This window comes from Lysobacter soli, assembly GCF_003382285.1.
Classification (GTDB): Bacteria; Pseudomonadota; Gammaproteobacteria; order Xanthomonadales; family Xanthomonadaceae; genus Lysobacter_J; species Lysobacter_J soli.
In genome coordinates, this window is record NZ_QTJR01000018.1 from 20,884 (window position 1) to 44,562 (window position 23,679).

Consider the following 23,679-nt stretch of genomic DNA (forward strand, 5'->3'; position numbering starts at 1 on the left):
AATGCAAATCTTCACGAATGAAAAGAGAGATCGAAGTTTCCTACGCCCGGTCACTGAGGACGATTTGGCATTACAGCGCGCCGAGAACGAAGGACTGCCTTTCTTGTCGCACCGCGATGAAGCGAGCCATCTCTTCGCCCGCGTGTCGATGAGGCTCCGAAAGGGGCTTAGTCCAGTCGCGGATGGGAACTTGCTGACCCTTGAAGAGCTCCTCGCCGCGGTCAAAAAGGTGACGCAAAGCGACACACAATTACGTCAGCAGTGTGCAAACCTGGTTGCACTCTTGGCATCGGACATTCGGAATGCGAAGCAGTTCTCCTTGGATAGTTGTCTCCGCGCCAGGCCGCTGCGCGATTGGCGCGAGCGCTACAACGGCCTAGAGTTCCTGCGATGACCCTCGCCGAAACCGCATCCTTCTGCGCTAGCGGATGCTGATGCGCTAAGTGCTGGGCTCTCGCGTCACCTGGATGTTTGCCGCACAAAAGATCAGTTGCCGGCCAGACCGCCAGGCTTGCGTTCCCGCGGCTGGCAGAGCCCGGCCGTCAGCAGACATCTCTTGCGGAACGCCAATCATTCTTCTGCACTGCTTTTACGCTCGGCCGGCTACCTTGCCCGCAGGAGGGTCAGATGCCGGCGCCCCTGAACTCGCAGCGAGAAAACCAACGTGACGCGGCGGCGCGGCTCGCGCAGGCGCTCGCTCAGCTCGCCGAACAGCGCGACGCCCTCAGCTGGCACCGCCAGAAATCGCGCCAGCTAACAGACCAGTCCAGCCGCTTGGTTAGCGCAAGCCAGTTGCTCCGAGAAAAGATTGAGGAGTCGTGGCGACGCCTGGCTGAGTAAGCAGGTCGCGGCAATCATGCGCCGATCATTGCGACTCGACGACCAACGGGGTCAGCCACGTCAAACTTCCCTGCCGAGCACGTCTCACCCCATAAGCGAGCTCATCAGTGCAGACCTGATCGTCACGCGCTCGTGTCAGGGTAGCCGGTCCCGGAGAGAGAGTCCGTAATGCGTCTTGCCGACTTCATCGAACAAAACGTCTGTCTAATTGCCGATGGGGCGCAGGCCTTCGCCGCAACGCAGACTCCTCAGGGAGTGCACCTAGACGAAACCGCGCTGAGGGATCACATCCCGGAAATTCTGTTGGCCGTAGTTGCAGACCTGCGAACGAAACAATCCGCCGAGGCCCAGCTGCTTAAATCGGAAGGGCGGGCATCTGCGCTGGACGGACCTCGGACCCCTGCAAGCACCCACGGCATGTTGAGGGCTAAGGGCGGCTTCGACATCAATCAAATGGTTGCGGAGTACAGAGCTCTAAGAGCTGCAGTGCTTCGACTATGGATTGATGCGCATGAGCCTTCAAAGCAGTCGTTCGACGACATGATCCGATTCAACGAAGCTATTGATCAGGCCATTTCAGAGTCCGTCTCCTATTTTTCGAAGGAAGCAGAGTCTTGGCGCCAGGTGTTCCTCGGCGTTCTCGGACACGATCTCCGCGCGCCCTTGAGTGTCATCGTGACAACGTCGGACCTGCTGTCTCGGATGACGCGCGATGGCCCCTATTCCGAGCAGACGCAACGCATCGTCCGCAGCGGGATGCGCATGAGCAAGCTGCTTGACGACCTTCTTGACTACAGCAGGACCCAACTTGGCGTCGGAGTGCGCATTGTGCGCTCGGAATGCTGCCTCAGTGAGGTTCTTAGCGAAGAAATCGACCTGCTGCGCACAGCACTTCCCGAAGCGACGATCAGGTTCTACACCTCGGGACCCGTTTGCGACAGCTTTGACGCCTCACGCCTACGCGAAGTGCTAGCGAACCTAGTTAGCAATGCTTACAAATACGGCGAGAGTGGGTCAGCGATTCTGGTTTCTCTAGCACGAACAGCAGAGGGCGTTGAACTCGTGGTACGCAATCGCGGCGCCCCGCTCCCGTCGGCCTCACTGGACGAACTGTTCAACCCTCTACGACGAGGCCTGCAGCCGGCGACAAGCGGCGAACGTACGAGCCTCGGCCTGGGCCTCTTCATTGTCCGAGAGATCGTGAAGGCGCATAGGGGCGAGGTGGTCGGCGAATCAGCGCGAGGGAAGACCACCTTCACCGTTCGAATTCCGCTCCAAGCTTAACTCTCAGCGCCCAATGCTGCCGACCCCTGGGCAAGCCAGATCCAGGGCCCGCTCAAGGTCATCTATTAGATATGGCTTGCGCAGGTGCGGTTTACCTAACATCTCGAGCGGCGTATCTGCTTTAGCTTGCCCAGTGGCAACGACAAACGGGATCGATCTCTCATTCAGAACGGATGCCACATCCGCGCTGGTGCCGCCGCCAAGGTCCACATCTAGCACCGCGGCATTGGGGCAGGTCACATCGATAAGCTTGAGAGCTTCAACAACCGAAGATGCATGGCTTACAGAGTGTCCAAGGACAGCGAGCGCGTCCGCAACGCTCTCCGCGACTTCCTTGTCATCCTCGACGAGTAGAATCTGCATGCCTCTGCCCCCAGTGGGACATTCGACACTCCCACAGGCAGTGTGAGCAACTGGTCGAAGTAGCCTCAGCTTATAGCTCGTTCGTCGAGGAGGCTCTTCACCGTCCCACGAAGGGCATGACGTACGTGGCTTGGATGAACGCGTCGCCGAACTCGACACGGACATCGCGGCCATCGCGCAGAACGATCCGCACGCGCGCAGGTTGCAGCAGCTACGAGGTGTTGGCCGATGATTGCCACCGCGCTGGTGGCTGCAGTGGGCGCGGCAGTTCGCCAATGGCCGTCAACTGTCAGCGTCGCTCGGCCTGACACCGCGTCAACACAGTTCCGGTGGCAAGGAGCGATTGCTGGGCATCAGCAAACGCGGCGATGCTTATCTGCGCTCGCTGCTGGTGTATGGCGCGCGGGCGATGCTGCGAACGGCAAGGGGCAAAGAGGACCGACTCAGCCGATGGGCATGCCAGCTGGCCGAACGGTCACACCCGAACGTCGCCTGCGTAGCCTTGGCCAACAAAACTGCACGCATGGCCTGGGCCATGCTGCGCAACGGCACCGACTATCGACCGGACTTGGCTGCCGCCTGACGCCTAGGAGAGCCCCCACAGATTGCGAGTAACCTGCAGATGAAAAAACCGGGCGGACCGGCGTCGGTAAACCCAAGGTGCGCAAGCACGTGTTAGCGATTCGGAGCCGGCGCGCGAATAGCCCATCAAGGCTCAGCATCGGAGCGATGCAGCAGTCCGAGGCCGGATATACGTGCGCAGGCGACTAGGGCGCCGAATGCGGGATGCTTTCAGCCATAGGAGGAGTCCATATACGGACATTGGGGCAGTGCGGACGCTGCATCGGATGCTAATGTCGGCTTTCGACTGCGGTTTCAACCGGTCGATGCAACACACTGAAGGCTGCTTCGGCAGCAGGAGTGTTGCATATGAAGTACCGGACAAGGATCTGCTACACCCGAAGACTTGTAAGCTGGCCCGGCACCGAGCCGTGGCGCGACAGGTCGCGGCCAAGCTGCAACAGCGCTGGTCTCCGCAGCAGATCGCCGGATGGCTCAAGCGCATCCATCCCGACGACGCGAACGGCCAGGTGTCACACGAGACGATCTACCGCACGCTCTTCATCCAGGCCCGCGGTGCTGGGCGCGGCGGCGGGCGACGGCGACGTCGCTGTTCTCGTGCGTCCCATCATGATCTTCAGCTCGCCTCGTCCAGAACACGCTGCACCAGCTCGTCACCGTCGGCAAGCCAAGCGTGCTCGTCGACGTACCACGTGCCGCCGACCTTCCGGCCCGGCACCTTGCCGTTGCGCAGCCCGCATAAGGGTGATTTCCGCCGGCCGGCTCTCCGGCGCGAAGTACTTCTCGATCCAGGCGTGCGCAGCCAGGAGCTTCATGCTGAGGCGCGTCCTTCAAACTGCGGGGCTTCCGGTTCCTCCGTCACGCGCCGCATCCGGTCGGGCGCCCATCCTGCAGGAATGCCTGTGCGCGGGAAGACATTCGTCTTACTCGCCCAGCCGGACGTTCGATTCCTTCCAAGGGAGGAGGACTGAGCATGGAACCCTCTGAGTACCCTGACATCTGGCTGATCCGTCTGCTTGGACATCACGGGTTCGCGGACTACGTGGTTGAAGCCGACCGCCGGGATGCCTCGGCTTGGCGCTTTAGCCTGCAGTTTGTCAACGACAATCGTCACATCGATCTCGGAGTATTTGCAGACTGGAATGAGGGGCTCGGCGCAGCGATGGAAGTTGCTGCCGTCGGCGTGACGCGTTTTGACCACAACGCTCATGGGTTGGCGGATCCAGATCGACTTACACGTCGACCGAAGAGATCTGAGCGCGCGGCTGATCATCCGGATGTACTCGATGTAGGTGGGCAGGGCAGGTGAACTGCGCCGTGTCGGCTAGCGTCCCCCACTCGCCGTCTGCGGAACTGTCGGTGTAGTCGCGCAGGCGCCAGACCTGGATGCGGGCGCCAGCGGCGTGCGCCGCGCGGAGTGTTGCGTGCTGATCGATCTGGTTCATGCGGCTCTCCAGAGTAGGCGGCGCCACCACGGGCGCCGAAGGTGCTCGATTTCCCGCGCCTGCCTCTCGATCGTTTCGGCGGCATCGCGGAGTAGGTCTCGCAGCTGGTCTTCTCGCGGCTGCTTCATTCGCCGCGGCGGGCGAGGGAACAGGTGCTGATTCATGCCGCCCTCTTCGCGCTGTTGTTGAAGGGGATGAAGCCGAGCGGCTTCGAGACGGCGCCGATGGAAGCACCTGCGGTGTGTTCCCAGTACGGGCCATCCACTGCTCGACGGTCTCCTCGGCGCTTCCTTCTTCGGTGCTGGCAGCGGCGCGAGCTGAACGACGGCGTCGGGTTTCGCCCTGCGGTCGTGGAGAGGTTTTGCCACCGCAGCACGCGCCGCGGTCCGTTTCGCGCGATCAGCGGCGCGCTGCTCACGACGTGCGGGCGGGTAAGGGCGTACTGTGGTCCCTTCACACTCCGACCCGTAGAAGCCCAGCGGTTGGGGGGGGTATGTACGGCGAACAACGATTGGCAATCGAGAATTTGAGATTCCTCGCCAAGACGGGCGGCGACGCGGAGTTCTACGATGAACTTCGTACCCGGCTAGTAGCGCTTGCTGAAAGCTGGGAACAGATGCAGCTCGCTGACGACGAGCGTGAGCAGCTCACAGCTCACAGACGCAGGTTGATCTTCGAGCTCGACATCCTGCGAGCGCGCATTCCGCGCGAGTGAAGCAAGTAGGAACGGACCTCTAACAACGCTCCGACACGGTGAGCATCCGCAGGGTGTATGGTCTAGTCCCCACCGAGGATCAAGCCATGGCTACCGTATCGGAGGGCGAGCAGGTATTCGCGGAGGAACTGGGCCGGTTAGCGCGAGCTCAACTCCCCGCATTGGACTGGGACGAAGTGGAGCCACACCTGATGTTGGGCTGGAAGACGAGTGCCCATGCGGACAAGCTGCGCTGGTCCGACGTTAGGATCTATGCGCGCGAGAGCTGGAGCCGGACTGATCGAAGCCTACAATTTGATACGCCTCCGGGGAGATCGCGGGCCTAGCAGGCGCGTGGTGCCCGGGTGGCACCGGCCGGCGCGCCTCGTAGATTCATTTACGAGATTCGCCCGCTGATCATTTCCCGTAGTACTAAGACGAGCTCGGCGAACCGATAGGGTTTCGCCAGGTACCGTGTGCCTTCCGGCAACGACGGAAGTTGACTGCGGGCGTAGCCCGACACAATGAGGACAGGCGCCACCGGGTCAAGCCGAAGAACCTCTTGGGCAACCTCGATGCCGCTAACGCCATTCGGCATGCTCACATCCGTAACCACGGCGTCGTATTGCTCTTCCTGAAGAGCTCGCATCGCCGCCACTCCATCCTCGGCAAAGCGCACACTGAAGCCGTGGATTCGAAGCCCCTGGCCCACAAGTAGCCGGGTGTCAGCTTCGTCCTCAACAAACAGAATTCGCATTCCCCTCCCTCACGTGGCGATCTTGTGCCACCTGAAAATTGCACCCGTGAGATCGGTACGCTAGAGCCTCAACGGTCATGCACACGTGCAGCCGGGCTGAAGTGTAGGTATTGGTGAGCGTACGCGAGTGGGGCGACGCCATGTTTTGACCCACGTTTAACGATCGTCGCGGACAATTTTCAGTTCCCAAGGCACGGGAGAAAGGTTATGTCGGACGCCGACGAACATGATCTTGAAGCGTTTGATGCGTTGGTGCCGGTGATCATTCGGGCGGTGCCGCAAGACGACGTCCTGGCGGCGGTCACGTGTTACGTCGGGCCAATGATTAGTCGAGCGGAAGATCCGGATGAGATTCGAACCGCCGTAGACGAAATACTGCACTGCCACGGGCTCGCAACGCCTGGCTTGTAGAAGCCGGGCTGGACTTCACGCACAAATCGAGCGTTGCTCCCAGCGCCCGCCTCGCCCGAGCGCAAGCTTGACGTCAGCCAAACAGGGATTGGCCGATGAGAGACCAAGAAGATCCGAGAGCTGGGGAAGCGTTTGCTTCCTTCCTGGACCCTACGGCCTATCACGCCCTTTCTTATGAGGAGAAGCAGCGTCTTTGGGAAGCCTTCGTCTGGGCGAGGGTACCAGATCATCCAGTCATGCGATTCGTACTGGATGGGCCGCCGGCAGGTCCAGGCAGGTCAGGGCGCTTCGTCGAAATGGAAGATGCGGTCGGACAGAGCATTAGGTCCGGCCGATGGCACGAAGACGCCCGCGGGCGCTGGGTACTAGAAGTCGCCCCCTCCCGCGGAGGACGGTCACAGCCTGGCTAGGAATTCCCGAACCTCATCGGCAGATGTGCCTACTTCTTGAACAGCCTCGCGGAGGCGCTCCTCGCTGGCGCCCAGTTCCTTGATCCAGCTACCGGCGCCGCTGGAAGTACTCGCGGACCTTGTCGGCCGTAGGACCCACTGCCTCCACAGCGGCGCGAAGCTCCGCCTCGGTGGCGTCCAGGGCCTTGGTCCAGTAACGAACCTCGTGCTCTTCGTTTAAGTTGATGCGGGAGCGGTCGGGCTCTCCGCGGTTCCTGGGATCGTCTGTCATCGGGCTTCACCTAGCTGGGGAGCCTCACCTTACGCCACCACCCTGTGATGGTCCTGGCTTGAAGCGAGCCGCCAGCGGCGGCGTCTGTGCGGCGCCAACCAGGCCGAATGTCCGTATATGGACTCCTCCTCTGGCTGCAAGCATTCCGCGTTCGGCGCCCTAGTCGACTGCGCACGTATATCCGGCCTCGGACTGCTGCATCGCTTCGATGCTGGGCCTTGATGGGCTATTCGCGCGCCGGCTCCCAATCGCTAACACGTGCTTGCGCACCAGGACATTTAGAGGTTTGCCGACGCCGGTCCGAGCGGTTTGCCATCTGCAGGTTGCTCGCAATCTGTGGGGGCTCGCCTAGGCGTCAGGCGGCAGCCAGGTCCGGTTGATAGTCGGTGCCGTTGCGCAGCATGGCCCAGGCCATGCGTGCAGTTTTGTTGGCCAAGGCCACGCAGGCGACGTTCGGGTGTGACCGTTCGGCCAGCCGGCATGCCCATCGGCTGAGTCGGTCCTCTTTGCCCCTGGCCGTTCGCAGCATCGCCCGCGCGCCATGCACCAGCAGCGAGCGCAGATAGGCATCGCCGCGTTTGCTGATGCCCAGCAATCGCTCCTTGCCGCCGGAACTGTGTTGACGCGGTGTCAGCCCTAGCGACGCTGACGGTTGACGGCCATTGGCGAATTGCCGTGCATCGCCCACCGCAGCCACCAGCGCGGTGGCAATCATCGGGCCAACGCCTCGTAGCTGCTGCAACCTGCGCGCGTCCGGATCGTTCTGCGCGATGGCCTCGCGCGGAAGCGGACCCCGACGCCCCTCCTGCTTCGCTTCTAACGCACTCAGGGATTCGTACAACTCGCCCATGTGCTCTCCAAGGAATTGCGATTCTAAATAGAGGCATTCTTTGGGTGCGGCCTAGCTCAATGGAGCGTAACGTCCCGGTGGACTGGACGCTACTGGGCGATCCGTGAGCGAACCAACCGCCTTGGATGAAGATCTCTCCGCTTCTTGGATCGCGGCCCGCTATGGCGGCTTAGTCCAAGTAAAGGACCTGTCACGTTTGCTGGGCTTCAACAGTCCGGCGAGCCTGCGCCGCGCTCATGCAACCGGAAGATTGCCGATAGCCTTGTTCAGACTTCCGGGAAGGCGCGGGTGGTTTGCCCACGCCAGCGACGTCAGCGCGTATCTGCGCGCGCATTTGGGAGGTGCCCCATGACGTAAGCAATTGCCGGACTCCATTTGATGGGAGCCGGAAAGCGAAAACCCGCGAGATTCGAGCTCGCGGGTTCTCGGGGTCGGCGACGTTACGAGCCGCTGTCGACACTCTCCCCCTCCCCAACCCCACTGTCAAGTCCTGACCGGACGAGGCACGGGCACCTCTTGGCGGTGCCTCGTTGCGGGCGATTAGGAGGCACTAATGAACCTTCAGAGAGAGCTCGGCGGCCCGTCTGCCGCCGAGAGAGAGGAGATCTATGCCCGCTTCGGGATGACTTCGCGAGGCATCGAAGAAGTCGAACGGATGATTGCGGATAGCGGCTTGCGGTCGGTCGGCAAGTCAGCGCTGACGAACGTCCGGGTGTCCCTTCAGTCCGGCCACGCGCAAGTTCACGCACGAGCGCAGGCGCGCACGCCTCACGGTCGAGGACTACCGGAAGATCTGGGCGAAGGCGCCGGCGTGGGTGCAGGTCGCGATGGACCTGTCCCTGCTGACGCTGCTGCGGCGCGAGGACGTGGTCAGCCTGAGCTTTTCCGATGCGCGGGCGGGCTCGCTGTGGGTCGTGCCGTCGAAGACCGAGGGTACCAGCGGGGTCCGCCTGCAGATCGCCATCGGCCCCGAGCTGGAGGCCGTGCTGGCGCGTGCACGGGACGCCGTCGTGTCGCCGTTCGTGGTGCACCGGCTGCCGGATAAGGCACGGCCGCAGGACAAGCGCGCGAAGGCGCGCACGCATCACATGCAGGTTCTACCCGAGCAGCTGTCGCGCGCGTTCGCAGATGCCCGTGACGAAGCGGAAATTGTCGGCGACAACCCGCCGACCTTCCACGGAGCCTGGGCGGTGCGCTGTTGCAGGAATCGGGATGGACGCTGCAGCAGGTGCAGGCGCTAATGGGCCATAGCAGCGAGAGCATGACGAAGGCCTATCTGGAGGGCCACGATGCGCCGTGGAGCTCAGTGGCGACCGGAATCAAGCTGCCTTCGAGTTAGGCAGTCAGATCGATTCCATTGCGCATACCAGGCAGCCTTCTAAGCGGGAGCGTTCCAGCGTAAGCGGCGATCGTACGGCGTAGCTCCGACAGTTCAGCTGTGATGTCGGCAACCGCAGAGTCGTGGTCTGCCTGCGTAATGCGCTTCGACTTCAGCCGGGCAGAGATCTTCTTTAGTGAACGCTCACGCTCGCCAACAGCATCGTTCAGTAGCCGTAGGACCTGCAGAGTACTACGCCTATAAGCGACGCTTTCCTCGTCATTGAGTAGGAGCAGTTCTTCGGTGTGACGCCCATAGGCAGACTTCGGGTCCATGCGGCCGGTTGCCGAATCGAACTTGAGGTGCGAGGCCATCTCGTGATCGCATGGGTTGACCACGTACGGGCCAGCAGTTTCGTCGTCAGGCCAGTAGGCCCCCTTCCGGCTGTTGCAAGCGGAACAGCAGTAAAAGAGGTTTTCATAGCTGCATACAAGATGCGCGAACTTACTGATGCTCTTGGGGCGATAATGATCGACCTGAAAATTCAGGTTCGGCACACTTGAATCAGGCTGGCGGCAATACACGCACACCCTGGCAAATTCGTGCTGAAGATACGGCTTGTAGGTTTGATAACGACGGAACTGCCGCGGCTTGAGCGACCGCTTTTGCCTAGCCTTCGGATAGTGAAAGACGTTCACAGCGCTGCTTAGAGTCCAAGCCGCCGCATGCGCTCCGCGTGCGCCTGATTCAGAGAATCAAGGCGCGACACTGATAGCTCCAAGGCCGCTACTTGAGCAGACGTCACGCGAGGCGCGCGCTCGGTAATCCGCTGATTGAGGATCTCCAAGCGCGCAAGCAATTCAGATGACCTATTGCCTTCACCCGCACGCAGGGCCATTACGTGAATGCGTTGTCGAGCAATCCGCTCAACGTCGCTCTCTCCTTGCTTGCTTCGTTGCCCAGTTTCTTGGTCGCGGGTCTGGTCAATCAGCGCACTGGTAGGCGCCACTTCCAGCGCTTGAGTGGTCGCGCTGGGACGCGAGGTTGAGCCTTCAGCAACTCGAGAGTCGAACCTTTCGCTCAACCACTTCTCGGGGCCGGCGAATGTTGTCCAGTGCTTTGGGGGCTCTCCCGAAATCGCAGGCGGATGATAAGAACCGGCAAGCGATACGTCGACGTGGGAAGCGTAGTAGTCCATCACCCCTTCTCCGAGCTAAGAAACTCACGAGCCTTCGTGTCGAGACACCAGTCGAAAACGTCAAACGCCTGTGCGTGGATGGCATCCATTGCGTCGTACGCCTCGCCAATTGCAGTTTCGTTGCGATAACAATCGATATCGAAACTGTACGTTGGCTTGAGGTTACCGCTGCCGGAGTCTACGAGCTTAACCCCATGCTGAAGAAGCACACCGCCATCCGCGGCTGCAAGCTGAACTCTTCCCGCATATTCCACAATTCCTAGGAATGCGCCGCTCCGTATCGGTTCGACTAATGCCGGGTTGATCCACCCTTGAGCGGGATCTTCATCATTTTCAATATTGTTAATGAAGCGCATTCCAATGCGAGTAAAGAACTCGGAGTCAATGATCTCCGCCGCCGCATCAATGACGGTGACCATCCGTTCCCGAAACGCCTTGTACCCCGGATAGGTCCGAGTCTCGAGCGCGATCGTGCTCTCTTTCAGAGTCACCGCCCAATTGCCCCTCACCGATCGCAACACATGCGAGTGCGCTGCTTCCGCGGTGGTACTTCCAAGCGCGAACTTGAACTCGTTTGCGGAGTCCAACGTCGGGTACTGCTTGCGGAGCGCCTTGATGAAAGAAGCCGGAGGTCGATCCTTTCCCAACTCGAGCAGGGTCGGGAATCGAAGCTCACAAACCACCTGACCAGCGAAGTTGCGCTTGTAGCGATCGATGTTCTCGGAGCGAGCTTGGACCAGGCTGTCGGCTTTGAGCTGCTCTGACATGAGAGTCACTTTGGGAGGACCGTTCGGACCGGCGAATTCTGACACGGCGTGTGTCACCGTGCCGAGTGGGCAATGTATTTGGTGACAATAGGGTGACTTTAGGGTGACGGGCAGCTTCACCGTCACCTAAGTCCTTGAAAAGATGGTCGGGACGCCGGATTCGAACCGACGACCCTCTGCCCCCAGATAGATGCGCTATGAGCACGCTATGGGAGCCGCACCATAGTTCGTGCCCGTGCCGGCCACCATAGTTTGGCTTCAAGGACAAACTATGGCCGGCCGACCAGCCGCGGCAAGCACGGCGACGGCGACCGCGCGGCTGCCCTTGCACTAGGATGGTGCAATGCCCACCCCGCCCGACACCCTCCGCCCCGAGCTCGACACGCTGACCACACCCGTCGCGTGGAGCGACGAGGAAGGGGCGATCATCGGCTGCAACGCGGCGTTCTCGCGCTGGCTCGGGGTGGGCGCGCGCCGGCTGATCGGCTGGCCGCTCGCCGGGCTCGACGGCGGCGAGGGACGGCTCGCCGATGCGATGGGCCGCCTCGACGCCGCCGACGCGCCGCTGCGCGTGCGCCGCAGCCGCCTGCGCTACGCCGATGGCGAGGAATGCTTCGCCGATGTCTGGCTGAGCCGGCGCGACGACGGCGGCTGGTTGCTGGAAGCGCATCCGGTCGACGAATTCCCCGGCGACGATCCGGCGCTGCTGCTGCCGTCCGCGCTGTCGGCCTCGCTCAAGGGGCTCGCGCACGAACTGCGCAATCCGCTCGCCGGCCTGAAGGGCGCCGCGCAGTTGCTGTCGCGCCGGCTCGATGCCGAGACGCAGGGCGATTCGCGCGAACTGGTGGCGATGATCGGCTCCGAGGTCGAACGCCTCACCGCGCTGGTCGATCGCCTGCTCACGCCGGCGCCACCGCGGCCGCACGCGCCGCTCAACATCCATGCCGTGCTCGAACGCGTGCTGCGCCTGGCCGAAAGCGACGCCGGCTGGGCCGTGCGGCTGGTGCGCGATTACGACCCGAGCCTGCCCGAGTTCGCCGGCGATTCCGACCGCCTGATGCAGGCGGTGTGGAACCTGGTGCGCAACGCGATCGAGGCCGGCGCGGCGAACGTCACGCTGCGCACGCGCGCCGAACACGCGGTGCGCATCGCCGATGCAGTGCATCCGATCGCGCTTCGGCTGGAGATCATCGACGACGGCCGCGGCGTCCCCGACGAACTCACCGAACGCTTGTTCCTGCCGCTCGTGTCGGGACGCGCCGAAGGCAGCGGCCTCGGGCTCGCGCTCGCGCAGCAGGTCGCGCGCGAACACCGCGGCTCGCTCGCCTACCGTTCCCGCCCGGGCCACACCGTGTTCACCCTGCTGCTGCCGATGCACGTCGAGGACGCACCCTGATGAAGCCACCTGGCACGAGCGATGCCCGCGTCTGGGTGGTCGACGACGACCGCAGCGTGCGGTTCGTGCTCGCCACCGCGCTGCGCGAGGCCGGCTATCGCGTCGACGGTTTCGAGAACGCGCGCGACGCGCTCGATGCGCTCGCCGAACGTGGTGCGCCCGACCTGCTCTTCACCGACGTGCGCATGCCCGGCGACGACGGCCTGGTTCTGCTCGACAAACTGAAGGCGCAGGCGCCGAAGCTGCCGGTCATCGTGATGAGCGCCTACACCGACGTCGCCAGCACCGCCGGCGCCTTCCGCGGCGGTGCACACGAGTTCCTGTCGAAGCCGTTCGATCTCGACGAAGCGGTCGAACTGGCCGCGCGCACGCTCGCCACGCGCGAAGCCGCCGAGCCGCCGCAACGCGACACGGCTGCGACGCAGGACGACGCGCTGATCGGCGAGGCGCCGGCGATGCGCACGCTGTTCCGCGCGATCGGCCGCCTCGCGCAGGCCCCGCTGTCGGTGCTGATCACCGGCGAAACCGGCACCGGCAAGGAACTGGTCGCGCGCGCACTGCATCGCGAATCGCCGCGCGCGCAGGCGCCGTTCGTCGCGCTCAACACCGCGGCGATCCCCGCCGAGCTGCTGGAAAGCGAGCTGTTCGGCCATGAGGCCGGCGCGTTCACCGGTGCGCAGCGGCGCCACGTCGGCCGCTTCGAACAGGCGCACGGCGGCACGCTGTTCCTCGACGAGATCGGCGACATGCCGCTGCCGTTGCAGACGCGTTTGCTGCGCGTGCTGGCCGAAGGCGAATTCTTCCGCGTCGGAGGGCGCGAGCTGATCCGCGTGGACGTGCGCGTGATCGCCGCGACGCACCAGGATCTCGAAGCGCTGGTCGACGCAGGACGCTTTCGCGCCGACCTGCTGCACCGGCTCGACGTCGTGCGCCTGCGGCTGCCCGCGCTGCGCGAACGTCGCGAGGACGTGCCGCGTCTTGCCGAACGGTTCCTGCGGGCGGCCGCGACGCGTTTCGACGCGCCGGCCAAGCGCCTGGCACCCGCCGCGATCGAACGACTGGTCGCCTACGACTGGCCCGGCAACGTGCGCCAGCTCGAGAACCTTTGCTGGCGTCTGGCCGCGCTCGCACCGGGCGACACCATCACGCGCGAGGACCTCGACGAAGCGCTTGCGGCCACGCCGGGCAAGGACGACGCGCACGCCGCGGGCGATGATGACTGGGATCGCCGACTTGCCGCGTGGGCGCGCGCGCAGCTCGAACTCGGCCGCGACGACATCCACGCGCAGGCGCGCGAACGGTTCGAACGTGCGTTGTTCGATGCGGCGCTGGAACACACCGGCGGGCGTCGCACCGAAGCGGCGGCGCGGCTCGGGCTCGGGCGCAATACGCTCACGCGCAAGCTCGGGCCCGGACGGCGTCGTCCGTCGTGAAGGCCGCCGCGCCGTTCACCGGCGGCCTACCGTCGCGACGGTAGCCTGCCGCACCGTCGCCCGCTTTGCCCCATCGGGGCGCTCCTTTCGCACGCGGGAGGGGCAGGAACCAGACACCGTTGTCCGTTTCGCAAGGAGAAGCCGATGAAGACCGCCCTCACCCCCGTCCTGCTCGCCGCGTCCGTGCTCGCGCTGTCGGCCTGCAGCTCGTCCGCGCCGACGAAGTCGACCGCGCCCGCCGCAAGCGCACCGACGCCCGCCGCGCAATCGACCGCGAAGTCCGCCACGGTGAACCTCGCTTCGGCGTCGGGCAGCCTGGTGAGCGGCAAGCTGACCGTCGTGCCGATGGGCAACGGCGTGCACCTGACGGGCGAAGTCGGCGGCCTGTCGCCGGGCAGCACGCACGCGATCCACATCCACGAGAAGGGCGACTGCAGCGCGGCGGACGCGAGCAGCGCCGGCGGCCACTTCAACCCCGCCGCGCAGCCGCACGGCAAGGTCGGCAGCGGGGCGCACCACGGCGGCGACATGGACAACCTCGTCGCCAACGCCGAGGGCGTCGCGCAGGTGAATGCCCATGCCGAAGGCGTGACACTCGGCGGCGGCGCGGCGAACGACGTCGCCGGGAAGGCGGTGATCGTGCATGCCGCGGCCGACGACTACCGCACGCAGCCGACCGGCAATGCGGGCGGTCGCGTCGCGTGCGGCGTCATTACCGTGACGCGCTGACAGCCGTCGTTTCCATCCCTCATCACCCGACGCCATGTCCCAACTCCGCATCCGCGCCGCGCACGCCCACGACCGCGACCTGCTCGCCCAATGGGCCGTCGCCATGGCACTGGAAACCGAGCACAAGCAGCTCGACGAGAAGACCGTGCGCGCAGGCGTCGAAGCGGGCATCGCCGACCCGGCGAAGGCGCGCTACTTCGTCGCGATGCACGAATCGGCCGTCGCCGGTCGCGAAACCATCGCCGCGCCGGCCGGCACGCTGATGCTCACGCGCGAGTGGAGCGACTGGCGCAACGGCGACTGGTGGTGGATCCAGAGCGTCTACGTGCCGCCACAGTTCCGCCGCATGGGCGTGTTCACCGCGCTGTACCGCCACGTCGAACAACTCGCGCGCGACACGCCCGGCGTGGTCGGCCTGCGCCTGTACGTCGAACGCGAGAACACCAACGCGCAGAAGACATATGAAGCGCTGGGCATGCGCGATGCGGGGTATTCGATTCTCGAGGCGGAGTTCTAAAACGCGCTGAGGTCGAGCCCCTCTCCTTTGGGAGAGGGGTTGGGGTGAGGGTCGGGACGAGCGGCGCGGTGATGGAGCTGAAGTTCCTGGGCGCCACGTATTGCATCCAAAGCGACACACCACCGCAGCTATCCTTTACACCCTGAACACGCGTCCGGGCGCACGGTGCGCCCGACCACGACAAGGAGAACCCCATGACCCGCATCATCCTGTGCCTGACCGTCCTGGCTGCCGCATCGCTGGCCGGCTGTGCATCCACGACGCCGGTCGCCGGCGGGCCGACCGCGCCGACCGGCAAGTGCAATGCCGAAGGTGCGCGCTGGGCGATCGGTTCGGCCGTCAACGACGACGTCGTCAACCGCATCCTGCAGGGCACCGGCAGCCGCGACGCGCGCGTGCTGCGTCCGGGCCAGATGGCGACGATGGATTTCCGGGAGGATCGGGTGAACGTCGACGTCAACGACCGCGGCGCCATCACCGGCATCCGCTGCGGCTGACGCGTCACTCGGCTGATCGCTCGTGCGCCGTTCGCATTCGATCTGGCTCGTCGCGCTCATCGCGCTGGTCGCCCTGTGGGCGTTGACCAGGCGCGCCGGCGACGGCGAACTGCGCACGGCCGACGCGCCGCCGGTCACCGCGCAGCATGCGGCGCAGGTCGGCTATCCGGCGTTCCTGCCGGTGGAGGCGCATGCGGTGCTCGACCGCATCGCCAGCGGCGCGGCGCATCCGTACCGGCAGGACGGCAGCGAGTTCCAGAATCGCGAAGGCCGCCTGCGGCAGCAGCCGCGCGGCTATTACCGCGAATACACCGTGCCCACGCCCGGCGCCGACACGCGCGGCGCGCGACGGATCATCGCCGGCGGCGATCCGCCGGTCGAATACTGGTACACGGCCGATCACTACCAGAGCTTCCGCCGCTTCGAATGGGCATCGAAGGAGACGCGATGAGCGCCGTCGACCTGCGCACGATCCTCGCCGACCCCGAACACGGTGGCGCGTACTTCATCGACGACCGCGACGGCGAGGCGATGGCGCAGACGGCGGCCGGGCTCGATTTCGCGGTGATGCGCGTCGACCTGTCCGACTGCGTCGACAAGGCCGACCTGATGGCGCGTCTGGCGAAGGCCGGCGGCTTTCCCGCAGGGTTCGGCGCGAACTGGGATGCGCTGTCGGACGTGTTGCGCGACATGTCGTGGCGCGCCGCGCCCGGTTATGTCTGGCTGATCGAACACGCCGGCGCATGGCGCGAGACGTATCCGGAAGACTTCGACACGTTCCTGGAAATCCTCAACGAAGCGGCCTTCGAGTGGGCGCATGAGGACGTCGCGTTCTGGGCGCTGCTGCCCTTCCCCGGCGACCAGCTCACCGCACTGGAAGACTGAGCGGCGCGCCGCTCGCGCGCGTCAGATGCGGTCGTCGATGCCCGTGATGCCCGAGTGCTTGGCGCAACTCGCGCAGCACCAGAACTTGCCATCGTGTTCGACGCCGTGCCCGATGATGCGGCAACCGCAGTGTTCGCACGTGGGCGCGAGCTTGTGGATCGCGCACTCGAACGAGTCGAACGTCCCGCTGCCATGCGGCATGGTGACGGTGAACGCCTTGTCGTAGTCGTTGCCGCAGGTATCGCACTTGGGCATGGCGGGGATCCTGGTCGTCGCGTGGATCCCGAGTGTGGCGTCGCGGCGCACGCGAGGCGGTGAAGTTGGCGGCAATGGGGTGTTAAGGCCCTAGTGCCTCGTCCGTCCGTCACGTCTAATCTCGCCCGGCGTTTTGAGCCCCTCTCCCTGCGGGAGAGGGGTTGGGGTGAGGGTCGGCGGAGTGATGAGCGACCACATCGCATGAAGCCGCTTTCGTTGGGCACGGTGCGACTAAAAGCAGACCGCAGTGCATCAAGGCACCTGCTGTTCACCTGTGAGCCTTCGTTACCCCTCACCCCAACCCCTCTCCCGCGGGGAGAGGGGCTTCAAAGCTTCAAAGCTTCAAAGCTTCAAAGCTTCAAAGCTTCAAAGCTTCAAAGCTTTATCACATCAACCCGGCTCGACCACACTCGCTGCCGGCGTCGTCGCCGGCACGCGCGCGTACCGCCACGCGATGCCCACCGCCACCGCCAGCAGGATGCCGGCGATCAGGAACGGCGCGCCCGGCAAATGCACCGGCGCACGGTCGTCGATGAAGTAACCGAAGCTGCCGGCGAACACGACCGGGCCGATGATGCCGGCCAGGCTCACCAGGCTCATCAGCGCGCCCTGGATGCGGCCCTGCACTTCCGGGCCCACCTGTCGCGTGATCAATGCCTGCGTCGACGGCGCGGCCAGTCCCCAGATCGCCGAGATCGGCAGGCCGACCAGGAACATCCAGCCCACGTGCGCGAAGCCGTAGATGCCGAAGCCGATCGCGCCGCACGCGAGGCCGAGCATCAGCGCGCGTCGTTCGCCCAGCGCGTGCACCGCCTTGCCGACCAGTCCCGCCTGCACGATCACGTTGAGCACGCCGACGATCGCGAGCACGTAGCTCACCTCGCGCGGGCCCCACTGGTACTGGTAGTCGGCGAACAGCACGAACACGCTCGGATACACGTAGTGCGCGAGGTTCGCGATGAACACCACCGCGGCGAGGCCGAACACCTGCGGATAGCGCTTGAGCAGGCCGAGCGAGCCGATCGGATTCGCATGCGACCAGTCGAAGCGCGGGCTGCGGCGCTCCGGCGGCAGCGATTCGGGCAGCACGAACAGGCCGTAGCAGAAGTTGAGCAGCGCCAGTCCCGCGGCGAACCAGAACGGCAGGCGCAGATCGACCTCGCCCAGCGCACCGCCGATCAGCGGGCCGACGATGAAGCCCACGCCGAACGCGGCGCCGAGCAGGCCGTAGCTTTTCGCGCGCTTGTCCGGCGGCGTGACGTCGGCGACGTAGGCATTGGCCGTGGTGAAGCTGGCCGACGTGATGCCGGAAATGATGCGTCCGACCAGCAGCCACGCCAGCGACGGGGCCAGCGCCATGAACACGAAGTCCAGCCCGAGGCCCAGGCACGAAAGCAGGATCACCGGCCGGCGACCGAAGCGGTCCGACAACGCGCCCTGGATCGGCGAGGTCACGAACTGGATACCGGCGAACAGGAAGCCGAACGCCGCCACCCAGTACGCCGCGTGCGCGGTGTCGCCGCCGGCGAACTGCTCGATCAGGTGCGGCAGGACCGGGATGATCAGGCCGAACGACAGCACGTCGATCAGGATCGTGATGAAGATGAAGACGAGCGCGGCTCGGCGGCGCGCGCCCGTCGCGGGAGCGGTGTCGGTCACGGGGGCCGGGGATGGGTCGAAAGAAGGCGGAAGTTTAGCGCTTCGCTTCTTCGCGCCCCAAAAGCAGCTGTGCATTACCAGGCCGTCGAGCCCCGCTCGCCGCGGTCATTGCCGCTTTGAGGCTGTCATTCCCGCGAAGGCGGGAATCCATGCCTCCGGGACATCAAGCCCTTCGTCAGACATGACACGTCGGATAGATGGATTCCCCCTTCGTGGGAATGACAGCTTTGGGAAGCCATGACCGCTTCAGAAGTCGTGACATCCCGGGCACGTGGATTCCCGCCTCCGCGGGAATGGCAGCAAAGACGAGCTCGGCAGTCGCAGCAAAGCACTACCGCGCGACGCCCGCGCGCACCCGCCGCGCCAATGGTTTCAATCGTTACCAAACGCCGGCGCATGTCGCGCAGTTTCCCTCGCCCTATCAACGACTTGAAACGCCGAATGCGTCGTGCCGCGTGCGCGCCGCCGGACATTTGCCGCATCGCACAAAGTGTGATTTATTCGGTTGAACCAGGGTGGTGAGGCAGGCCGGACCGCGCGAGCGGACCGCCTTCGTCGTCGCCGCAATTCCCCGGTTTCGAGTGTGCGTTTGCCAGGTTCGTTGTCGTGTTTCGCACAGCAACCCAGCGGAGAATCCGCGATGGAGCGACGATGCAGCAGCAGTACCGCCCCGGCCCTGTCGGTCTCTACGACCCGCGCGATGAGCGCGATGCGTGCGGCTTCGGCCTGATCGCGCAACTCGACGACGCGCCCAGCCGCGCCATCGTCGATCGCGCGATCGAGGCGCTGGTGCGCATGACGCATCGCGGCGGCATCGCGGCCGACGGACTCAGCGGCGACGGCTGCGGCCTGCTGATCCGCCAGCCGGACGCGTTCCTGCGCGCGCTCGCGCGCGAGTCGGGCATCGCGCTCGGCGCGCATTACGCCTCCGGCCTGGTGTTCCTTCCGCACGATGAAACCGAAGCGGCGCGCGCGAAGGACGAGTTCGCCGCGCAGCTGCGGCGCGAACGCGTGGACGTCGCCGGCTGGCGCGTCGTGCCGGTCGATCTGGACGCGTGCGGCGAACTCGCCAAGCGCACGATGCCGCGCATCGAGCAGATCTTCGTGAAACCCGCCGGCGCCTTCGATGCGGCGAGCTTCCAGCGCTCGCTGTTCCTCGCGCGCCGTCGCGCCGAACAGCGCCTGCGCGAGTTTCCCGACTTCTACGTCGTCAGCCTGTCCACCGCGAGCATCGGCTACAAGGGAATGGTGCTGCCGAACCGGCTTTCGCAGCTCTATCCGGACCTGCAACGCAGCGACCTGGCCGCCAGCGTCGTCGTGTTCCACCAGCGTTTTTCGACCAACACCACGCCGCGCTGGCCGCTCGCGCAGCCGTTCCGCCTGCTCGCGCACAACGGCGAGATCAACACCATTTCCGGCAACCGCGCGTGGGCGCAGGCGCGTGCACACGTGTGGCGCACGCCGAACCTCGAGCTGACCGAGTTCGATCCGGTCATCACGATGGACGGCTCGGATTCGCAATCGCTCGACAACATGCTCGAGCTGCTGCAGGCCGGCGGCATGGACCTGCTGAAGGCGATGCGCATCCTGATCCCACCGGCGACGCAATCGCTGGAATACAAGGACGCCGACCTCGCCGCGTTCTACGAGTACTACGCGCTCAATACCGAACCGTGGGACGGCCCGGCCGGCATCGTCACCGTCGATGGCCGCTACGCCGCGTGCACGCTCGATCGCAACGGCCTGCGCCCGGCGCGCTGGATGCGCACGCGCGATCGCCATTTCCTCATCGCGTCCGAAGCCGGCGTGTGGGAGCGCCCGGCGGAGGAGATCGAAGCCAAGGGCAAGCTCGGCCCGGGCGAGATGATCGCCGTCGATCTTTACCTGGGCGAAGTGCTCGACAGTGAGGCGATCGACCGCATCAACCGCGCGCGCGCCCCGTACAAGCGCTGGCTCAAGCAGGGCGTGACTTACCTGCAGACCGAACTGATCGATCCCGCGCTCGCCGCCGAGCCCTTCGACAGCGAGACACTGACGCGTTTCCAGAAGCTGTTCCAGCTCACGCGCGAGGAGCGCGAGCAGGTGCTGCGTCCGCTCGCCGAAACCGAGCAGGAAGCGGTCGGCTCGATGGGCGACGACGTGCCGATGGCCGTGCTGAGCCAGCAGGTGCGCCCGCTGTACGACCAGTTCCGCCAGGCGTTCGCGCAGGTGACCAACCCGCCGATCGACCCGCTGCGCGAGGATTGCGTGATGTCGCTGGCGACGCAGCTCGGTCGCGAGGGCAACGTGTTCGTCGACGGCCCCGGCAACGTCGACCACATCCATCTCAATTCGCCCGTGCTCTCGCAGCGCAAGCTGCGGCAGATGCTGGCGATGGAGCAGTACGAGAACGCGCACGCGCTGATCCACCTGCATTACGCACCGGAGGAAGGCCTGAAGGCCGCGCTCGAACGCATCTGCGCCGAGGCCGAAACCGCCACGCGCGAAGGCAAGGTGCTGCTGGTGCTGAGCGACCGCTATCCGGTCGAAGGCCGGCTCATGGCGCACGCGCTGCTCGCCACCGGCGCGGTGCACCAGCACCTGGTGCGCGCGGGGCTTCGTTGCGAATCCAACCTCATCGTCGAAACCGGCACCGCGCGCGATCCGCACCACTTCGCGTGCCTGATCGGCGTCGGCGCGACGGCGGTGTATCCGTACCTCGCGTACCAGACGCTGCACGACCTCGGCGTGCGCGGCATCCTCAAGACCAAGCATGGGCAGGTCGCGGAAATCGGTCGCAGCTACCGTCGCGGCATCAAGAAGGGCCTGCTGAAGATCATCTCGAAGATGGGCATCAGCACCATCGGCAGCTATCGCGGCGCCCGGCTGTTCGAGATCGTCGGCCTGGATCGCGAAGTGGTGGACCTGTGCTTCGCCGGCACGCCGTCGCGCATCGGCGGCGCCGGCTTCGCCGAACTGCACGAGGACGCGGCCACGCTCGCCGAACACGCGTGGAACGCAAACGCGCTGCCGAACATCGGCGGGCTGCTCAAGTACACGCCGGGCGGCGAATACCACCTGTTCAATCCCGACGTGGTGATGAACCTGCAGCGCGCCGTATCCACCGGCGACTGGAACGACTGGCAGCGTTACGCCGCCGCGGTCAATGAACGCCCCACCGCCGCGCTGCGCGACCTGCTCGACGTCGATACGTCTGACGCCGTCGCTATTCCGCTGGACGACGTCGAACCCGTCTCGGCCATCGTGCGCCGCTTCGATTCGGCCGCGATGAGCCTCGGCGCGCTGTCGCCCGAAGCGCACGAGGCGCTCGCCATCGCGATGAACCGCCTGGGCGGGCGCAGCAATTCCGGCGAAGGCGGCGAGGATCCAGCGCGTTACGGCACCGACAAGGTGTCGAAGATCAAGCAGATCGCGTCGGGCCGTTTCGGCGTGACGCCGGAATACCTGGTCAACGCCGAAGTGCTGCAGATCAAGGTCGCGCAGGGCGCCAAGCCCGGCGAAGGCGGCCAGCTGCCGGGCCACAAGGTCAACGAACTGATCGCGCGCCTGCGTTACGCGATGCCGGGCATCGGCCTGATCTCGCCGCCGCCGCATCACGACATCTATTCCATCGAGGATCTCGCGCAGCTGATCTTCGATTTGAAGCAGGTCAATCCGCAGGCGCTGGTGTCGGTGAAGCTGGTCTCGCACGCGGGCGTGGGCACGATTGCCACCGGCGTCGCGAAGGCCGGCGCGGACCTGATCACCATCTCCGGGCACGACGGCGGCACCGGCGCGAGTCCGATCTCGTCGATCCGCTACGCCGGCACGCCGTGGGAACTGGGTTTGTCCGAAGCACGCCAGGCGCTGGTGTCGAACGACCTGCGCGATCGCGTGATCCTGCAGACCGACGGCGGCCTGAAGAGCGGCCTGGACGTGGTGAAGGCCGCGCTGCTGGGCGCGGAAAGTTTCGGCTTCGGCACCGCGCCGATGATCGCGCTGGGCTGCAAGTACCTGCGCATCTGCCATCTCAACAACTGCGCGACGGGCGTGGCGACGCAGGACGACGCGCTTCGTCGCGAGCATTTCACCGGCCTGCCCGATCGTGTGGAGAACTTCTTCCGCCTGCTCGCCGAGGAAGTGCGCTTCTGGCTCGCGCAGCTGGGCGTGCGCACGCTCGGCGAACTGGTCGGCCGCACCGATCTGCTGAAGCAGCTCGAAGGCGACGGCGAGCGGCAGCACAAGCTCGACCTCGCGCCGCTGCTTGCCGGCAGCGGTCTCGCGCACGGCGGCCATTGCGGCGTGCCGCAACCGTCGGCCGATGCGACGGGCCTCGCGGCGCAGCTCGATGTCGACCTGGCCGAGGCCATCGCGAGCAAGCGCGGCGGCGCGTACGCGTACACGATCCGCAACACCGACCGCAGCATCGGCGCGCGCCTGTCGGGCCGCATCGCGCGGCTGCATGGCGATCGCGGCATGGTCGATGCGCCGATTTCGCTTCGCTTCGACGGCACCGCCGGCCAGAGCTTCGGTGCGTTCAACGCCGGTGGCCTGCAGTTCGAACTGCACGGCGAAGCGAACGACTACGTCGGCAAGGGCATGGCGGGTGGGCGCATCGTGATCCGTCCGCCGATGGGCGCGCGCTACACCGCGCACGAGACGCCAATCATCGGCAACACCTGCCTGTACGGCGCCACGGGCGGCGAACTCTACGCGGCCGGTCGCGCGGGCGAGCGCTTCGGCGTGCGCAATTCCGGCGCGACGGCGGTGGTGGAGGGCGCGGGCGATCACTGCTGCGAATACATGACCGGCGGCGTGGTCGCGGTGCTCGGCCGCACGGGCCTGAACTTCGGCGCGGGCTTCACCGGCGGCATGGCGTACGTGCTCGATACCGAGCGCGATTTCGTCGATCGCTACAACCACGAACTCATCGACATCCTGCGCATCGCGTCCGACGGTTTCGAGAACCATCGCTCGCACCTGCGCGAACTGCTGGAGGCGCACGTGCAGCTCACCGGCAGCGTGTGGGCGCGGAAGATCCTCGACGAGATGCGCGACTTCCTCGGCAAGTTCTGGCTGGTCAAGCCGAAGGCGGCGAGCCTGGAATCGCTGGCCGAAAACCTGCGGAGAGCGGCGTGA

At 65.1% G+C, this 23,679-nt stretch carries 25 protein-coding genes and 2 pseudogenes; 15 read left to right on the top strand and 12 right to left on the bottom strand.

What is annotated here, in order from left to right:
• Position 1 precedes the first annotated feature (1 nt).
• The 3 genes from DX912_RS17255 to DX912_RS17265 all read left to right on the top strand — a co-directional run bounded on the left by DX912_RS17255 (position 2) and on the right by DX912_RS17265 (position 2,124).
• Positions 2 to 394 carry a hypothetical protein gene (locus DX912_RS17255; protein WP_115844695.1) on the top strand — a complete coding sequence of 131 codons (393 nt, stop codon included), beginning with the start codon at positions 2 to 4 and terminating at the stop codon, positions 392 to 394.
• Between the two features lie 233 nt (positions 395 to 627).
• A complete protein-coding gene (locus tag DX912_RS17260) occupies positions 628 to 840 on the top strand; it encodes a hypothetical protein (protein WP_115844697.1) in 213 nt (70 codons plus the stop codon).
• A 168-nt stretch (positions 841 to 1,008) separates the two neighbouring features.
• Positions 1,009 to 2,124, top strand: coding sequence for a sensor histidine kinase (locus tag DX912_RS17265; protein ID WP_115844699.1), 1,116 nt, complete (start codon positions 1,009 to 1,011; stop codon positions 2,122 to 2,124).
• Positions 2,125 to 2,127: 3 nt separating this feature from the next.
• Here DX912_RS17265 and DX912_RS17270 read toward each other — a convergent pair whose 3' ends face one another.
• Entirely contained in the window at positions 2,128 to 2,487 is a 360-nt protein-coding gene (locus tag DX912_RS17270) for a response regulator (RefSeq protein ID WP_181902886.1), read from the bottom strand.
• 232 nt (positions 2,488 to 2,719) lie between these two features.
• Here DX912_RS17270 and DX912_RS17275 point away from each other — a divergent pair, with 232 nt between their 5' ends.
• Both DX912_RS17275 and DX912_RS17280 read left to right on the top strand, forming a co-directional pair.
• Complete coding sequence (locus DX912_RS17275) at positions 2,720 to 3,070, top strand: transposase (protein ID WP_198173790.1); 351 nt, start codon at positions 2,720 to 2,722, stop codon at positions 3,068 to 3,070.
• A gap of 376 nt (positions 3,071 to 3,446) precedes the next feature.
• Positions 3,447 to 3,680: pseudogene (locus tag DX912_RS17280) on the top strand (IS30 family transposase); the annotation flags it as partial.
• Positions 3,681 to 3,880: 200 nt separating this feature from the next.
• Here DX912_RS17280 and DX912_RS18240 read toward each other — a convergent pair.
• Together DX912_RS18240 and DX912_RS17290 are read right to left on the bottom strand one after the other, a co-directional pair.
• Positions 3,881 to 4,279 carry a hypothetical protein gene (locus DX912_RS18240; RefSeq protein ID WP_147298671.1) on the bottom strand — a complete coding sequence of 133 codons (399 nt, stop codon included), beginning with the start codon at positions 4,277 to 4,279 and terminating at the stop codon, positions 3,881 to 3,883.
• A gap of 22 nt (positions 4,280 to 4,301) precedes the next feature.
• Positions 4,302 to 4,514: a hypothetical protein gene (locus DX912_RS17290; protein ID WP_147298672.1), complete on the bottom strand. Its 213-nt coding sequence runs from the start codon at positions 4,512 to 4,514 to the stop codon at positions 4,302 to 4,304.
• A gap of 493 nt (positions 4,515 to 5,007) precedes the next feature.
• Between DX912_RS17290 and DX912_RS17295 the strand changes: the two genes are divergently transcribed.
• Positions 5,008 to 5,229, top strand: coding sequence for a hypothetical protein (locus DX912_RS17295; protein ID WP_147298673.1), 222 nt, complete (start codon positions 5,008 to 5,010; stop codon positions 5,227 to 5,229).
• 376 nt (positions 5,230 to 5,605) lie between these two features.
• Here the strand turns inward: DX912_RS17295 and DX912_RS17305 are convergent, their stop codons facing one another.
• The 4 genes and pseudogenes from DX912_RS17305 to DX912_RS17325 form a co-directional block, all read right to left on the bottom strand.
• Positions 5,606 to 5,965 carry a response regulator gene (locus DX912_RS17305; RefSeq protein ID WP_115844709.1) on the bottom strand — a complete coding sequence of 120 codons (360 nt, stop codon included), beginning with the start codon at positions 5,963 to 5,965 and terminating at the stop codon, positions 5,606 to 5,608.
• An 806-nt stretch (positions 5,966 to 6,771) separates the two neighbouring features.
• Complete coding sequence (locus DX912_RS18815; protein WP_115844769.1) at positions 6,772 to 6,936, bottom strand: DUF3606 domain-containing protein; 165 nt, start codon at positions 6,934 to 6,936, stop codon at positions 6,772 to 6,774.
• Positions 6,875 to 7,057 carry a DUF3606 domain-containing protein gene (locus DX912_RS17320; RefSeq protein WP_115844713.1) on the bottom strand — a complete coding sequence of 61 codons (183 nt, stop codon included), beginning with the start codon at positions 7,055 to 7,057 and terminating at the stop codon, positions 6,875 to 6,877. Before DX912_RS17320 ends, DX912_RS18815 begins: the two co-directional genes overlap by 62 nt.
• Positions 7,058 to 7,412: 355 nt before the next feature.
• Positions 7,413 to 7,829, bottom strand: a pseudogene (locus DX912_RS17325) (IS110 family RNA-guided transposase); the annotation flags it as partial.
• Positions 7,830 to 8,734: 905 nt separating this feature from the next.
• On the opposite strand from DX912_RS17325, the gene DX912_RS17330 reads away from it, so the two are divergent.
• On the top strand, positions 8,735 to 9,148 hold the full coding sequence (locus tag DX912_RS17330) for a site-specific integrase (RefSeq protein ID WP_233433637.1): 414 nt from the start codon (positions 8,735 to 8,737) through the stop codon (positions 9,146 to 9,148).
• Positions 9,149 to 9,242: 94 nt separating this feature from the next.
• On the opposite strand, the gene DX912_RS17335 is transcribed toward DX912_RS17330, so the two are convergent.
• The 3 genes from DX912_RS17335 to DX912_RS17340 are packed head-to-tail and all read right to left on the bottom strand — an operon-like array spanning position 9,243 to position 11,190.
• A complete protein-coding gene (locus DX912_RS17335; protein WP_115844715.1) occupies positions 9,243 to 9,923 on the bottom strand; it encodes an HNH endonuclease in 681 nt (226 codons plus the stop codon).
• A gap of 8 nt (positions 9,924 to 9,931) precedes the next feature.
• The gene (locus DX912_RS18245; RefSeq protein WP_147298674.1) at positions 9,932 to 10,423 is read right to left on the bottom strand and encodes a hypothetical protein; all 492 of its coding nucleotides are present in this window, start codon (positions 10,421 to 10,423) and stop codon (positions 9,932 to 9,934) included.
• On the bottom strand, positions 10,423 to 11,190 hold the full coding sequence (locus tag DX912_RS17340; RefSeq protein WP_115844717.1) for a TIGR04255 family protein: 768 nt from the start codon (positions 11,188 to 11,190) through the stop codon (positions 10,423 to 10,425). Before DX912_RS17340 ends, DX912_RS18245 begins: the two co-directional genes overlap by 1 nt.
• Positions 11,191 to 11,533: 343 nt before the next feature.
• On the opposite strand from DX912_RS17340, the gene DX912_RS17345 reads away from it, so the two are divergent.
• From DX912_RS17345 to DX912_RS17375, 7 genes are all read left to right on the top strand, one after another.
• Positions 11,534 to 12,586 (top strand): two-component system sensor histidine kinase NtrB, encoded by a 1,053-nt coding sequence (locus DX912_RS17345; RefSeq protein WP_115844719.1) that lies wholly within the window; start codon positions 11,534 to 11,536, stop codon positions 12,584 to 12,586.
• Positions 12,586 to 14,019 (top strand): nitrogen regulation protein NR(I), encoded by a 1,434-nt coding sequence (ntrC, locus tag DX912_RS17350; RefSeq protein WP_115844721.1) that lies wholly within the window; start codon positions 12,586 to 12,588, stop codon positions 14,017 to 14,019. Before DX912_RS17345 ends, ntrC begins: the two co-directional genes overlap by 1 nt.
• Before the next feature lie 144 nt (positions 14,020 to 14,163).
• A complete protein-coding gene (locus DX912_RS17355) occupies positions 14,164 to 14,748 on the top strand; it encodes a superoxide dismutase family protein (RefSeq protein WP_115844723.1) in 585 nt (194 codons plus the stop codon).
• Positions 14,749 to 14,782: 34 nt separating this feature from the next.
• Positions 14,783 to 15,265: a GNAT family N-acetyltransferase gene (locus DX912_RS17360; protein WP_115844725.1), complete on the top strand. Its 483-nt coding sequence runs from the start codon at positions 14,783 to 14,785 to the stop codon at positions 15,263 to 15,265.
• Positions 15,266 to 15,459: 194 nt separating this feature from the next.
• Positions 15,460 to 15,762 (top strand): I78 family peptidase inhibitor, encoded by a 303-nt coding sequence (locus DX912_RS17365; protein ID WP_115844727.1) that lies wholly within the window; start codon positions 15,460 to 15,462, stop codon positions 15,760 to 15,762.
• Between the two features lie 22 nt (positions 15,763 to 15,784).
• Positions 15,785 to 16,213 (top strand): guanyl-specific ribonuclease, encoded by a 429-nt coding sequence (locus DX912_RS17370; RefSeq protein WP_115844729.1) that lies wholly within the window; start codon positions 15,785 to 15,787, stop codon positions 16,211 to 16,213.
• Positions 16,210 to 16,647 carry a barstar family protein gene (locus DX912_RS17375; RefSeq protein ID WP_181902887.1) on the top strand — a complete coding sequence of 146 codons (438 nt, stop codon included), beginning with the start codon at positions 16,210 to 16,212 and terminating at the stop codon, positions 16,645 to 16,647. Before DX912_RS17370 ends, DX912_RS17375 begins: the two co-directional genes overlap by 4 nt.
• Before the next feature lie 21 nt (positions 16,648 to 16,668).
• Here the strand turns inward: DX912_RS17375 and DX912_RS17380 are convergent, their stop codons facing one another.
• Together DX912_RS17380 and DX912_RS17385 are read right to left on the bottom strand one after the other, a co-directional pair.
• A complete protein-coding gene (locus tag DX912_RS17380) occupies positions 16,669 to 16,902 on the bottom strand; it encodes a hypothetical protein (RefSeq protein ID WP_115844733.1) in 234 nt (77 codons plus the stop codon).
• A gap of 390 nt (positions 16,903 to 17,292) precedes the next feature.
• Positions 17,293 to 18,561, bottom strand: coding sequence for a TCR/Tet family MFS transporter (locus DX912_RS17385; protein WP_233433638.1), 1,269 nt, complete (start codon positions 18,559 to 18,561; stop codon positions 17,293 to 17,295).
• 651 nt (positions 18,562 to 19,212) lie between these two features.
• Between DX912_RS17385 and gltB the strand changes: the two genes are divergently transcribed.
• Positions 19,213 to 23,679: a glutamate synthase large subunit gene (gene gltB, locus DX912_RS17390; protein WP_115844737.1), complete on the top strand. Its 4,467-nt coding sequence runs from the start codon at positions 19,213 to 19,215 to the stop codon at positions 23,677 to 23,679.